A 13437-nucleotide genomic window follows, 5' to 3' on the forward strand; every position below is an offset into this window, starting at 1 on the left:
CACGGTGACGCAAATGAATGTGCTGGAGGTCTCAGACCCGGAAGCCCGCCACGAGGGTCCTGACCTCGTGCGACATGCGGGCGAGCTCCGCCGAGGTGCGCTGCGACTCGGCCACGCCCTCGGTCGTGACCTGGGCCGCGGCGGCGACCGAGCCGATGCTGGAGGCGATCTCGGTGATCCCTCCGGCCGCCTCGGCGACCCCGCGGTTCATCTCGCCGGTGGTCGCGGTCTGCTGCTCGACCGCGGACGCGATGGTCAGCTGATAGTCGTTGATCTTCGCGATGATCTCGCCGATGTTGCGGATCGCGGTGACCGCGGTGTCGGTGTCGGCCTGGATGCCGGCGACGCGGCGGGAGATGTCCTCGGTGGCCCGGGCCGTCTCCTGGGCGAGTTCCTTGACCTCGGTCGCCACGACGGCGAAGCCCTTGCCGGCCTCCCCGGCGCGGGCCGCCTCGATCGTCGCGTTCAGGGCCAGGAGGTTGGTCTGCCCGGCGATCGACGCGATCGTCTTGACGACGTTGCCGATCTCGTGCGACGACTCGCCGAGCTTCGACACGGTGGCGTCGGTCGCCTGCGCCGCCGACACGGCCTCGCCGACGACGAGGGCGGCCTCGTTGGCGTTCTGCGAGATCTCCCGGATCGACAGGCTCATCTGCTCCGAGCCCGCCGACACGGTGTGCACGTTGCGGGTCACCTCGTCGGCGGCGCTCGCCACGACGGCGACCTGGTCGCTGGTCTGCGCGGCGCTCGTCGCGATCTGCGTGCTGGCCCCCGACAGCTGCTCGGCCGCGGCCGCGAGGGTCGACGAGGTCCGCCCCAGCGTCCGCACCGCCGCGCCCATGCTCTGGGTCGCCCGGTTGAGCGCGCCGGCCATCGCGCCGACCTCGTCGCGGGTGTCGAGGTCGAGCCGGCCGGTGAGATCGCCGTCGGCCATCTGCGCCAGCACCCCGCCGACGAGGCGGATCGGCCCGACGATCCGGCGCACCGTGGCCCAGCCGAGGGCCGCGGCGATCAGGCAGCCGGCGACGAGGCAGGCGACGATGACGCCGCGGCTGCTGGAGTACTGGTCCGCGTTGTGCTTCGCGGCCGCCGCCGCGGAGGTCCGCTCGTAGGCGGCGAGCCCGTCGAGGGCCTTGTTGGCGGCGTCGACCAGTGATGCGGCCGTGCTCTGGTACGCCTGCTCGTACACGGCGGCATCGCTGGCGGCGGCCGCCTGGACGAGCCGCTCGTCGCGGACCTTGTGCAGGCCGGTGACGGCCTGCCGCAGCGCGGCGAGCAGCTGCTCCTGGGGACCGTGCATCCCGAGCGCCTGGTAGGCGTCGATGCCGTCCTGCAGCTCCTTCGCCGCGCCGAGGGCTCGCTGGCGCTGCGCCTCGGTGGCCGCCGGCGTCGTGGCGATCGCCATCATCGCCAGGCTGTTGATCTCGTCGTCGAGCGCGCCCTGGGTGGTGTTGAGCATGCTGGTCGGCAGCAGGTTGTCGCGGTAGATCGCGTTGGCGTTGGCGTTGGCGGTGCCCAGCGCGGCCAGCCCGGCCCAGGCGACCAGGCCGCCGGCGAGGAGCGCGACGGCCAGCGCCGCCGTGATCTTCACACCGATCCGGATGTCGCCGAACCACCGGAGCGGCCCGCCCGCACGGCGGGGCGTCGTGTCCGTCATGGCACCTCATCGCAGAGAACCCGTTTGCCGTCCGTTCGGCCCGCGGCGCACCCACCTGAGCGAATTCAGCGCTCGAGACGGTGGGCGTCGACCATGTCGAGCAGCGCGCGGACCGCCGCGCTCGGACCGCGCGCGGAGGCCGTCGCCACCCCGAACGTCCAGCGCAGCCCCGCCCCGGTGACCGGCAGCGTCACCAGCCCGTCACCGGACCGCACCGCGAAGCGCGGGATGAGCGCCACCCCGAGGCCGTTGCGCACGTAGTCGGCGACGGTGGCGATGTCGGCGACCTCCAGCGCCACCCGCCGTTGCAGGCCCGCGGCGGCGAAGCCCCGGTCGACCTCGGTCCGGTTGCCGTAGCCGGGCGGCGAGTCCACGAACGGCTCGTCGACCAGATCGGCGAGGCTCACGGAAGCCTTGCCGGTAGGGCTCACGGAAGCCGCACCCACAGGGGCCACGGAAGCCGCGCCGGCGAGCCCCGGTACAGCCCCGCCGGCGAGCCTGTGCCCGGCCGGCAGCACCGCGACGATCGGCTCGGCGACGAGGACGCGCACCGACAGGCCCGCCGGCGGGCGCCCGGCCAGCGACACGAACGCGACGTCGAGCTCCCCGTCCAGCAGCGCCCGGGCCAGCCCCGCCGAGCCGGTCGGCGCCGCCCGCATCCGCAGGTCGACGCCCGGGTGCTCGGCGCGGAACTGGCCGAGCAGCCCCGGCAGGTCGACGAAGCCGACCGAGATCAGGGTGCCGATGCGCACCGTGCCGCGCAGCCCGCCGCGGACCTCGTCGACGGCGTCCCGGGCCGCCTGGGCCGCGTCGATCGTCGCCCGGGCCGCGGGCAACAGCGCCGTGCCGGCGTCGGTCAGCGCGACGCGCTGCGACGTGCGCTCGAACAGCGGCGTGCCGAGCTCCCGCTCCAGCGCCCGGATCGCGGCGGACACCCCGGACTGCACCACCCGCAGCCGCTGGGCCGCGCGGGAGAAGTTGCGCTCCTCGGCGACGGTCACGAAGTACACCAGATGCCGCAGCTCCATCACCGATGATGATAGCTGCGAGCACGAACATTCGTCGCAGGTGATCGACCCGCCGCGGCACAGTCGGGCCCATGACCAGTGTGCTGACCCGCCCCGCCCGACCGGCTCCGGCGGCTCCGTCGACGTCCCGCCACGAGCGGGGGTTCTGGACCGTCGCGGCGGCGTTCGCGGTGTCCCTGGCGTTCACCGTCGTGCCGACCCCGCTGTGGGCGATCTACCAGCGGCACGACGGCTACTCGACGATCGACGTCACGGTCGCGTTCGCCGCGTACGCGTTCGGCGTCATCGTCAGCCTGTTCCTCGCCGGCCACCTGTCGGACCTGTGGGGCCGGCGCCGGATCCTGCTGCCGGCGATCCTGCTCGAGGCGGCGGCCGCCGCGCTGTTCCTGACCTCGACGTCGCTCGGCGTGGTCGTCGCCGCCCGTGTCCTGTCCGGGCTCGGCGTCGGCATGCTCACCGCGACCGCCACCGCGCACCTGTCCGAGCTGCACGCCGCGGCCCGCCCGTCCGCCGGCCGGGCCCGGGCCGACCTGGTCGCGACCGTGGCGAACCTCGGCGGCTTCGCGGCCGGCCCGCTGCTGGCCGGCCTGCTCGCCCAGTTCGGCCCCGCGCCGCTGCGCACCTCCTACGCGGTCTTCCTGGTGCTCCTGCTCGCGGCGGCGGCCGTGGTCGCCCGCGTCCCGGAGACGGTCCTGGTCGCGCCGCGCCCGCGCCGGTACCGCCCGCAGCGGATCTCTCCCCGCTACCTCGCCGCCGGCGGTGGCGCCTTCGCGGCCCTGTCGGTGCTGGGCCTGTTCACCTCGCTGGCGCCGGCCTTCGTCGCCGGCACCCTGCACCACCCGTCGCGGGCCCTCGCCGGCCTGGTCGCGGCGATGGTGTTCGCCAGCGGTGCCGCCACGCAGATCCTGCTGCGCCGCGAGCCGGTGCGCCGGCAGGTCGCCGGCGGCGTGGCGCTCATGGCCGCCGGCCTGCTGACGCTGACCGCCGGCGTGTGGGCGGCGAGCCTGCCGGTGTTCCTGCTCGGCGGCGCGGTCGCCGGCGGCGGCGCGGGCGCGCTGCTCAAGGGCGCGGTCTCCACGGTCGTCGACATGGCGTCCCCGGCCACTCGCGGCGAGGCTTTGGCCGCGGTATTCCTCGGCGGCTACCTCGGGCTCGCCGTGCCCGTCCTCGGCCTCGGCGTGGCGACGCAGTTCCTGCCGGCAAGGGTGGCGCTGCTCGGCTTCGCGGCGGTCACCGTCCTGGTCACCGCCCTCGCCGGCCACCGCCTTCTCCGCCGCTGACCGCATTCCGTGATCCGGAAGACTTTTGGTCGCTCTGGCGGCAAGAAGCCTTCCGGATCACAAGAAACCCGCCTCCGCCCCACCCGCAGTGATCCGGAAGACTTTGAGCACCCCTGACTGCACGAAGTCTTCCGGATCACGGGGCACCGGGCAGCTGGGTCAGGCCGGCCGTCCTGGACGCCTCCACCTGTCTGGCGAGGTCCTTGACGGCGGCGCTGGTGCCGTTGGTGATCTCGGAGCGGGCCAGGTTCGCCAGCTGATCCAGGTGCTCCCGCAGGCACGCGGTGACCTTCCGGTCGAACTCGGCGCCGCCGGCCCCGCCGATCGCGGCCAGGCTGTCGGCGTCGACGAGGCCCGGCATCTTGTGCCCGGCGTGCGGGTTGGTCTCGTCCAGCCCGGCGCCGCGGCGCAGCGTCTTCAGCTGCTGGATCTCGCCGGTGTACCGGCTGCGCAGCTCACCGGCCAGCTGGACCAGCCGCTGGTCGGCGCCGCGCTCCTTCGCGAGGTCGAGGACCGGCAGCAGCTGCTCGTCCATCGGGATCATCAGCTGCACCCATGCGATGTCGGTGCCGCCGAAGTCGGTCGTGGCCGGCGCGCTGGCCGGCGCGGCCTTCGCGGCCGGTGGCGGCTCGACCTGGTCGCCCGCGCACGCGGACCCGAGGGCCAGGACGAGGGTCAGGACGAGGGCCAGGACCACGACCTGCGAAGCGGCGGGGCGGGGTGGCACGGGCGGGCTCCCTTCGTCGGGGACCGATCCCGCGGTCGCGGCGGTCAGGGCGCCCAGAGCCCGGAGCGACCGGCCGCGACCGCGGGATCGATGCAACGGGACGGCGGCTCGCGCGGTCGTCCCGCCGGCGGCGACCCCAACCCGGTCGCCGTCGGTGACGTGCTGGTGGACCCTCCGGCCTGCCTGAACGGCACGGCCCGGACGGCGCACCTGGCCGGCACCGGTGGGCGCGGCGCGGGCCGGGAAACGGCACCGCGGGCCCGTCGGACGATCTTCGAGCAGCCCCCGCCTGGACGACCAACCCGAACAGCCTGTCCTACGGCGTCGGTCAGGTGACCCAGCCAACCCCCGTCGATCCGTTCGGATCGTGTGGCCGGCCACCTCGGCGCTGCTCCCCGCCGGCACCCGACCCGGCTGGAGAGCGCTCTCCGTAAAGGAAGTTTCCCGCTGGTACCGGACGGTGTCAACAGCTTGCGACGGGTTGACGAAGAAGATCCGAACGGGCAGACTCGAACCATCTCGGAGAGCGCTCTCCGAGAGGTGGAATACCTGCCCGTCACGCCCTTCCGGCAGCTCCCGGCGCGCGTCACTGACCAGAGTCGTGGCGCGCCCCGGTTACCGCCCGTCCGGGAGCAGCACCTGGTCCAGCGCGTGCGCGCCGATCGCCGCCATGGCCGGGTTGTCGGCGGAGCTCGCCGCGATGGCCGAGCCGATGCTCAGCGCCCAGCCCCGCGCCCGCCGCCAGGTCGCATCGTCCGTCGCGTCCTCAAGCGGCGCCAGCGCGGCGTAGGTCTCCCGGAACACGGCCCGCCCGGCGGCGTCGAACACCATCCATGCGGCGGCGAGGTCGGTGGCGGGGTCGCCGGAGGTCAGGTCGCCGAAGTCGATGAGCGCGGCGAGCCGGCCGTCGTCGCCGGCGAGCAGGTTCGCCGGGTGCGGGTCGGCGTGCAGCCACACCGGCGGGCCCGTCCACGGCGGCGCGGCCAGGGCCTCCTCCCAGGCCGCCGCGAGCCCGGCCGGGAAGCCGCCGCCGGCGAGGCGCTCCCGCACGGGTTCGGTCCGGTCGCTCAGCGGCACGCCGCGGAAGGCGTTCGGCGGCGCGTCCGCGGGCGCGGGGACGTGCAGCGCGGCGAAGGTGTGGGCGAGGTCCGCGGCGAACGCGACCCGCTCCGCCACGGGCACCGCGGTGGCGGGGTGGCCGGGCAGCCACGGGTTGATGCTCCACGGCCACGGATACGACCCGGCCGGCTCCCCCACCGCCGCCGGGACGGGGACCGGCACCGGCAGCCGCGGTGCCAGGCGCGGCAGCCAGCGCTGCTCGTTGACCAGCAGCGGCACCGCGACGGCGCGCCGCGGCAGCCGCACCGACCAGGCGGTGCCGAGCCGGTAGACGGCGTTGTCCCAGCCGTTGGCGACCAGTCGCAGCGGGCCGTCGAAGTCCGGGTGCTGCGTCCGTACCAACGCCGCCACCAACGACTCGGAGACCGCCACCTCGGCCGCAGGAGTGCCGGCCGTCATGCGGACTGGCGCACGACGAGCTTCGGGTCGAAGATGACCGACTCGACGCGCAGGGAGGGGTCGTCGATGCGGGCGAGGACCAGCCGGGCGCTCTCCGCCGCCATGTCCTCCAGGGGGTGCCGGACGGTGGTGAGCTGCGGCCGGGCGTCGAGCGCGGCGCTGCTGTCGTCGAAGCCGACGACCGCCACGTCGTCGGGGACCCGCAGCTCGCGGCCGCGCAGCGCCATCACGGCCGCCTGAGCCATGACGTCGTTGGCGACGAACACGCCGTCCAGCTCGGGCTGCTGGTCGAGCAGCTCCAGCAGGGCGGTCTCCCCCGACTCGTAGGTGAAGCCGCCCTCGACGGTGGGGAACCAGGCGTGCCCGTGCCGGGCGAGGGCCTGCCGGAAGCCGGTGAGCCGGTCCTGGCTGGCGGGGACGTGCGCCGGGCCGGTGATCATGCCGAGGCGGGTGCAGCCGCGGCCGATGAGGTGCTCGGCGGCCAGGACGCCGCCGGCGTCGTTGGCGAGGTCCACGTAGCTGATCGGCACCGGCTGGGCGGGGCGGCCGACTAGGGCCGCGGCGATCCCGGCCTCGTAGAGCTGGCGGGGCAGCGTGTCGTCGGGGTGCAGCGACAGCACGACCGCGCCGTCGGCCTGGCCCTGCCCGAGGTCGCCGACGAGCCGGCCGCGGGCCTCGTCGGTGCCGACGATCTGCAGCGCGAGCTGGATGCCGCGGGGGCGCAGGACCGACATGACGCCGCCGACGATCCGGCCGAAGAACGGGTCGGCGAAGAACCGGCGCATGAAGGGGTCGTCGTCGTGGCTGACCGAGTCGGAGACGACGAGGGCGACGGTCCCGCTGCGGCGGGTGACGAGCGACCGGGCCGCGCGGTTGGGCACGTAGCCGGTGGCGTCGACGGCCTGCCACACGATCTCGTGCAGCTTCGGGTCGACGTTGCGAACACCGTTGATGACGCGCGAGACCGTCGCCCGGGAGACGCCGGCGGCTTCCGCGACGTCTTCAAGGGTGGGCTTGCGGGCCGAACGTGGATCGCTCATGGCCGGTTTTATAGCACGGAGCATGGAGAACGCTCTCCACTACATAGCATGAAATTCGCTGAAAAATACAGACGAAAGGGCGGGCGGCAGACGCCGCCCGCCCGAATCGCGTGACTTACCGGTACACGCCGAACTCCCAGAGCGAGTACCCGTAGGTGGTGGCCCGGGCGGTGCCGTTCATGCGCACGTAGCGGGCGTTGCCGTTGACGTTGATCTCGTCGAAGCCGCCGTTGCCGGTGGTCGTCGAGTAGATCGTCGTCCAGTTGTTGTTGTCGTCGGACGTCTGGATCTGGTAGCCGGTCGCGTACGCCGCCTCCCAGGCCAGGAAGACCTTGTTGAAGGTCTGCTTGCTGCCCAGGTCGACCGTGCACCACGCGGTGGCGACCCACTCCGACGCCCAGCGGGTGCCGTAGTTGTTGTCGGTCGCGTAGGACGGCAGCTGCGGGCCGTTGGTGCCGGTCGGCTGGTAGGTCGACGCGGTCACCGTCTTGCCCTGGGCGATGTTGGTGCCGGCGATGACCGGCGGGACGACCTTGAACGACTTCGTCTCGATGCCCACGTTGCCCTGGCCGTCGAACGCGTAGACGTACACCTTCCACACGCCGAGGGTCTCCGGAGCGGTCACCGTGAAGGTGGAGCCGTTCTGGGTGAAGTTGACGTTGCGGAAGCCGGTGTTCCCGGTGATGTGCTTGTCGCTGATCATCACGTTGTACCGGATGGTGTCGTTGTTCGGGTCGGTCGCGGCGACGTTGACGGTGAACGTGCCACCGGCCGGCACGGCGGTCTGGTTGCCGACCGTCATGCTGGTGATCTCCGGCGCCGTGTTGGCCAGCGGGGTGCCGGTGTACGCCTGCTTCAGCGCGCCGTACCCGAGCCGGCGCCAGCCGCCGCCGTAGGTGTTGAGCCAGACGCCACCGAAGTCGTTCTCCAGGCCGTAGTGGAACTCGGTCGCGCCGAGCGCCACGCCGGGGTGCCCCTTGATCGCGTTCCAGCTGGCCGTGTAGCCCGCCCGCTTCTGCAGGTCGGTCGGCTCGCTCGGCACGCCGTTGACGTCGTTCGGGACCTCCCACTCACCGGACGGGCCGGCCTCGGTCACGACGTACGGCTTGGTGTAGCCGCCGGCGATCCAGTCCGGCTTGATGTTGTTGATCGCGCCGTAGGAGTTGACCGCGAGCAGGTCCAGCGCCGGGGAGTTGTTCTTGTAGTACGGCCACGCGCCGGTGTACGCGTCGGTCGAGGTGACCGGGTGGTTCGGGTCGGCGGCGTGGATCGCGACCGCCAGCTCGTTGACGAACTTCGCGTAGGCCACGCGGCGGGCCTCGACCGTCGCGGCGTCCAGGCCGTGGTCCTGCATCGTGAGGATGACCTCGTTGCCGACGTCCCACATCAGCACGCCCGGGTTGTTCTTGAGTGCGTTGACCCGGTTCACGACCTCGGTCTTGGTGGCGTTCTTGTACGCGGTGTCGTTGACGTAGTCGGCGCCCTGGTTGAGCCAGTGCCCGACGATCACCTTGATGCCCTGCTGCGCGGCCCGGTTGAGCAGGGTCGGGGTGTTCGCGTCGTCCACGCCCCAGGTGCGGATCGTGTTGACGCCCATGTTCTTCAGGTCCCGCATGTAACCGTCGGCGGCGGCCTGCGGCGGGCCGTAGGTGAGGCCCTTGACCTCGTACGGCTGGCCGTTGACCTGCAGCTGCCAGTTGCCCTGCGAGCCGGTGACCTTGACGACGCTCGGGCCGGCCGGGGTCGCCGGGTCGGTCATCGCGGTCGGCACGGTGCCGGTCTGCTTGGACACGGAGACGGAGTCCACGGACAGCACGCCGCCGGAGGTGGTGTCCGGGGTCGGGGTGGTGAAGCCGGCGATCGCGTTGGGCAGCGAGCCGCCGATGGACAGGTCGAGGCGCAGGTAGAAGCCGTGGTTGACGGCCGCGTTCCACGCGGTGACGCCGACCTGGCTCTTGCGCACGATCCAGGACTGCTTGCCGTCGAGGTAGAAGCGGATCTCCTCGTCGGTCTTGGTCCGGTCGATGACCTGGGTGTACTCGTGGTAGCCGGTCTGGCAGCCGGTGCAGCTGGCCAGGCCCGAGGTGCGGCCGTTGTACTCGCCGCACGGCCCGTCGGGGGCGGTGCCGCAGTGCAGGGTCTGCGACAGCTGGCTGCGGCCGTTGACGTCCATCATGATGTCGGTCTCGCCGACGGACGGCCAGTTGGTGTAGTTGCCGCGGTAGGCGGCGCCGGTCGCCCGGAACGCCGGCCAGTAGCCGGCCGCGTTGGCGACGTCGGGCTGCTTGAGCACGGCGGTGAACTTGACCTGCTCGCCGGCCGCGGCCTGGAAGTCGGTCCGCTGGGTCTCCAGGCGGCCCGAGGTCCATGCGCCGCCGCCGTCGCGGATCGCCTTGATGTTCAGCTTGCCGGCGCCGTCGAGGTACACGTTGGCGGTGGAGGCGCTGGCGGTCTCGACCTCACCGGTGCCCCAGTTCGCGGCGCCGCCGGGGAACTGGGTGCCGGTGCGCAGCAGCCAGTTGGCCGCGTTGGGCGAGGTGTTGGCGGCACCGTCGAAGTTGTCGCTCCACACCGGGGTCCAGTTGGGGTCCTGCGACGGCGGGGTGCTCGGCGACGGGCTGGTGCTGGTCGGCGGGGTGGTCGTGGTGCCGCCGCCGGTGGAGATCTTGAACTCCCACAGCGAGTACCCGTAGCCGCCCGGGCGGGCGGTGCCGTACATCCGCACGTACCGGCCGGCGCCGGTCACCGGGATCGTCTGGGTGCCGCCGGTGCCGGTGCTGGTGGTGTAGACGTCCGTCCAGCTGGTGGCGTTGTCGGAGACCTGGATCTGGAAGGCCTTGCCGTAGGCGCCCTCCCACTGCAGCACGACCTGGCAGATGTTCTGCTTGCTGCCGAGGTCGACCTGCAGCCACTGCGGGTCGCTGAACTGGCTGCTCCAGCGCGTGCCGGCGTCACCGTCGACCGCGGCGGAGGCCGGGTTGCCGGCGCCCTCGACGCTGGAGGCGGTGGCGGTCTTGCCCTGCGCGGCGTTGGTCCCGGTGTTGCACGTGCCCGGGTTGGTGGTGCCGTCCAGGGAGCCGTACACCTTGAACTCGTACAGCGAGTAGCCGTAGCCGGTGCCGCGCTCGGTGCCGCTCATGCGGATGTACCGGCCGGTGCCGGAGACGTTGAGCGTCTGCGTGCCGCCGGCGCCCGTCGTGGTGGTGTAGATGTCGGTCCAGGTGCTGTCGTTCGCCGACGTCTGGATCTTGAACGACTTGCCGTAGGCGCCTTCCCACTGCAGCACGACCTGGCTGATGGTGGCGGTGCCGCCGAGGTCGATGCGGATCCACTGCGGGTCGCTCCACTGGCTGCTCCAGCGGGTGCCGGCGTTGCCGTCGTTGACGAAGCTGGCGGCCACGTCGGGAGCCTGGTCCGACGACGACGTGACGGGCTTGCCCTGCGAGATCAGGCTGTCCGCGGCGCGCGCGAAGGGCGCGACCACGACAGCGATGGCTGCGACGACGGCGGCCACCAGGATGATGCGCCATCGCGAACTGAGCAGTCTCCGCCAGGCGGGGGCGGAAGCGTGTGCCGGATGCACGTGAGCTCCTTGCTGAGGGGTGTGGAGGCGCGGCGGGCGGTTTGGAGAGCGCTCTCCGATAGGTCGCAGTGTTGCCCCGTGGTTTCCCGCGTGTCAAGAGTGGCGGACTTCTTTGCGAGCAATTTGCCCGTTTTGCGAAGAAGCGCGCCACGCCGCACCTTGACACCCGTACACGCGACGTCGCAGTCTGGTCACATGGCTTGGAGAGCGCTCTCCAAGCCTCCAACTTGTCGCACGGGGAAAGTGGTGGTGGGTGTGAGCACGACAGCGGTGCGGACCGCGACAGAGGTCCTGACGTTCCCGTCGAACTTCTGGTGGGGCGCGGCGACCGCCGCCTACCAGATCGAGGGCTCCGTGGACGCCGACGGCCGCACCCCGTCGATCTGGGACACCTTCGCCGCCCAGCCGGGCCGCATCGACAACGGCGACACCGGCGCCCGCGCCACCGGGCACTACGAGCGCTACCGGGGCGACGTCGTGCTGATGCAGGACCTCGGGCTGTCCGCGTACCGGTTCTCGATCGCGTGGCCACGGATCCGCCCGGCCGGCGGGTCCGGCGTCAACGAGGCCGGCCTCGGCTTCTACGACCGGCTCATCGACGAGCTGCTCGCCGCCGGCGTCCGGCCGGCCGCGACGCTGTATCACTGGGACCTGCCGCAGGAGCTGGAAGACACCGGCGGCTGGACGAACCGGGACACCGCGCTGCGCTTCGGCGACTACGCGGCGGCCGTCGCCGCGCGGCTCGGCGACCGGGTCGCGCTGTGGAACACGCTGAACGAGCCGTGGTGCTCGGCGTTCCTCGGATACGGCACCGGCGGGCACGCGCCCGGCCGGCGGGGACACCTCAACGCGCTGGTCGCCACGCACCACCTGCTGCTGGCGCACGGGCTGGGGGTCGCGGCGCTACGGTCGGCGGGGGTCACCGGGCAGGTGTCGGTGGCGCTGAACGCCGGCGCGGTGCGCCCCTTCACCGACGCACCGGCGGACGTGGACGCCGCGCGGCGCATCGACGGCCTGCTGAACCGCATCTTCTTCGACCCGATCCTGCGCGGCGCGTACCCGACGGACACCATCGCCGACATCGCGGACATCACCGACATGTCGTACGTGCGGCCCGGGGACCTGGAGGTCGTGTCGCAGCCGGTCGACGCGGTGTGCGTCAACTACTACCAGCCGGACCTGGTCAGCGCCGCCACCGACGGGACGCTCGACGAGGGCACGCCCTACCCGACGGCGCAGCACGTCCGATTCCACCCGACGCCGGGCCCGGTCACGCACATGGGCTGGTCCGTCGACCCGACCGGCCTGCGCGACCTGCTCCTGCGGATCCGCCGTGACTACGGCGACCGCCCGATCTACGTGACGGAGAACGGCGCCGCCTACGACGACCGCCCCACCGCCGACGGCGCGGTCCACGACCCCGAGCGCATCGCCTACCTGCGCGGCCACCTCGCCGCCGTCCATGAGGCCATCACCGCCGGCGTCGACCTCCGCGGCTACTTCGCGTGGTCCCTGCTGGACAACTTCGAGTGGGCGTTCGGCTTCAGCCGCCGGTTCGGCCTCATCCACGTCGACTACGACACGCTCGCCCGCACCGTGAAGTCCTCGGGCCGCTGGCTCGCCGAGTCCATCACCCGCAACGCCATCGACGCCCCCTGACCCGGCTCCGTGAACATCTCGTGCGGTCATAGGCGCGCGAGGTGTTCCGGATCAGGCGGTCGCGTTGCGGCGGACGCTGATGTAGAACGTCTCGATCCGGCGCACGACGTGCATGAGGCTGGCGAAGTCGACGGGCTTGGCGATGTACGTGTCGACCCTCAGCTCGTGGCTGCGCAGGAAGTCCTCCTCCGCGCGGGAGCTGGTCAGCACCACGACCGGGATGTCGTTGAGCGCCGGGTCGGCGTGGATCGCGGCCAGCACCGCGCGGCCGTCGACGCCCGGCAGGTTGAGGTCCAGCAGCACGATGTCGGGGCGTGGCGCCGTGGCATAGGCGCCCTCGCGGCGCAGGAACCGCAGCGCGTCGGCACCGTCGGCGCAGACCGTCAACCGGTTGGACACCTTGTGGTCGGCGAACGCCTCGCGCGTGATGAGCACGTCGCCCGGGTCGTCCTCCACGAGCAGGATCTCGATCGGCACGCCGACGGGCGAGTCGTCCACGGGTCCTCCCAACAGCATGTTCCGGCCCAACGATAGCGTCCGGCGCAAGACCGGCTACCGTCATACCGCCACTCAACGATGCGGAGATTGCCTGATGACGTTCCCGATCTCGACGTTCGATGGGCACACCGTGGTCCGGGCGGACGGCGAACTCGACGTCAGCACCGCGCCGCGGCTGCGCGAGGCGATCACGACCGCGCTCGACGAGGGCTCCGGCATGGTGATCGTCGACCTGACGACCGTCACGTTCATGGACTCCACCACCCTCGGCGTGCTGATCGGCGCCCACAACCGGGTCCGCGAGAGCGGCTCCGGCTCGCTGCGCCTGGTCTGCCCCGAGGAACGGATCCGCCGGGTCTTCCGGATCACCGGGCTGGACAACGTCTTCCCGCTCTTCGACACCGTCCCGGACGCGGTGAACGCCGCCGGATGACCTGCGGGGCGCCT

At 72.4% G+C, this 13437-nt stretch carries 10 protein-coding genes; 3 read left to right on the forward strand and 7 right to left on the reverse strand.

Annotation, left to right across the window (positions count from 1 at the left end; genetic code table 11):
- Positions 1–31 precede the first annotated feature (31 nt).
- Positions 32–1657: a methyl-accepting chemotaxis protein gene (locus ACQEVZ_RS11510; RefSeq protein ID WP_433365123.1), complete on the reverse strand. Its 1626-nt coding sequence runs from the start codon at positions 1655–1657 to the stop codon at positions 32–34.
- 65 nt (positions 1658–1722) lie between these two features.
- Positions 1723–2685 (reverse strand): LysR family transcriptional regulator, encoded by a 963-nt coding sequence (locus tag ACQEVZ_RS11515; protein WP_433365126.1) that lies wholly within the window; start codon positions 2683–2685, stop codon positions 1723–1725.
- Between the two features lie 71 nt (positions 2686–2756).
- Between ACQEVZ_RS11515 and ACQEVZ_RS11520 the strand changes: the two genes are divergently transcribed.
- On the forward strand, positions 2757–3965 hold the full coding sequence (locus ACQEVZ_RS11520) for an MFS transporter (protein WP_433365129.1): 1209 nt from the start codon (positions 2757–2759) through the stop codon (positions 3963–3965).
- Between the two features lie 136 nt (positions 3966–4101).
- On the opposite strand, the gene ACQEVZ_RS11525 is transcribed toward ACQEVZ_RS11520, so the two are convergent.
- The 4 genes from ACQEVZ_RS11525 to ACQEVZ_RS11540 form a co-directional block, all read right to left on the reverse strand.
- Positions 4102–4692, reverse strand: a complete 591-nt coding sequence (locus ACQEVZ_RS11525) for a DUF305 domain-containing protein (protein ID WP_433365132.1) — start codon at positions 4690–4692, stop codon at positions 4102–4104.
- A gap of 615 nt (positions 4693–5307) precedes the next feature.
- Positions 5308–6210 (reverse strand): aminoglycoside phosphotransferase family protein, encoded by a 903-nt coding sequence (locus ACQEVZ_RS11530; RefSeq protein ID WP_433365135.1) that lies wholly within the window; start codon positions 6208–6210, stop codon positions 5308–5310.
- Positions 6207–7250: a LacI family DNA-binding transcriptional regulator gene (locus ACQEVZ_RS11535; protein WP_344504372.1), complete on the reverse strand. Its 1044-nt coding sequence runs from the start codon at positions 7248–7250 to the stop codon at positions 6207–6209. The genes ACQEVZ_RS11530 and ACQEVZ_RS11535 overlap by 4 nt, the downstream gene beginning before the upstream one ends.
- Positions 7251–7365: 115 nt before the next feature.
- Positions 7366–10833 (reverse strand): discoidin domain-containing protein, encoded by a 3468-nt coding sequence (locus tag ACQEVZ_RS11540; protein ID WP_433365138.1) that lies wholly within the window; start codon positions 10831–10833, stop codon positions 7366–7368.
- A gap of 255 nt (positions 10834–11088) precedes the next feature.
- Here ACQEVZ_RS11540 and ACQEVZ_RS11545 point away from each other — a divergent pair, with 255 nt between their 5' ends.
- The gene (locus tag ACQEVZ_RS11545; RefSeq protein ID WP_433365141.1) at positions 11089–12492 is read left to right on the forward strand and encodes a GH1 family beta-glucosidase; all 1404 of its coding nucleotides are present in this window, start codon (positions 11089–11091) and stop codon (positions 12490–12492) included.
- A gap of 51 nt (positions 12493–12543) precedes the next feature.
- Here ACQEVZ_RS11545 and ACQEVZ_RS11550 read toward each other — a convergent pair whose 3' ends face one another.
- Positions 12544–12990, reverse strand: coding sequence for a response regulator (locus ACQEVZ_RS11550; protein ID WP_433365144.1), 447 nt, complete (start codon positions 12988–12990; stop codon positions 12544–12546).
- A gap of 94 nt (positions 12991–13084) precedes the next feature.
- Between ACQEVZ_RS11550 and ACQEVZ_RS11555 the strand changes: the two genes are divergently transcribed.
- Positions 13085–13423, forward strand: a complete 339-nt coding sequence (locus ACQEVZ_RS11555) for an STAS domain-containing protein (protein WP_433365147.1) — start codon at positions 13085–13087, stop codon at positions 13421–13423.
- The last annotated feature ends 14 nt before the right edge of the window (positions 13424–13437 follow it).

Origin of the sequence: Dactylosporangium sp. CA-152071, from assembly GCF_050936335.1 — a bacterium.
GTDB classification, from domain to species: domain Bacteria; phylum Actinomycetota; class Actinomycetes; order Mycobacteriales; family Micromonosporaceae; genus Dactylosporangium; species Dactylosporangium maewongense.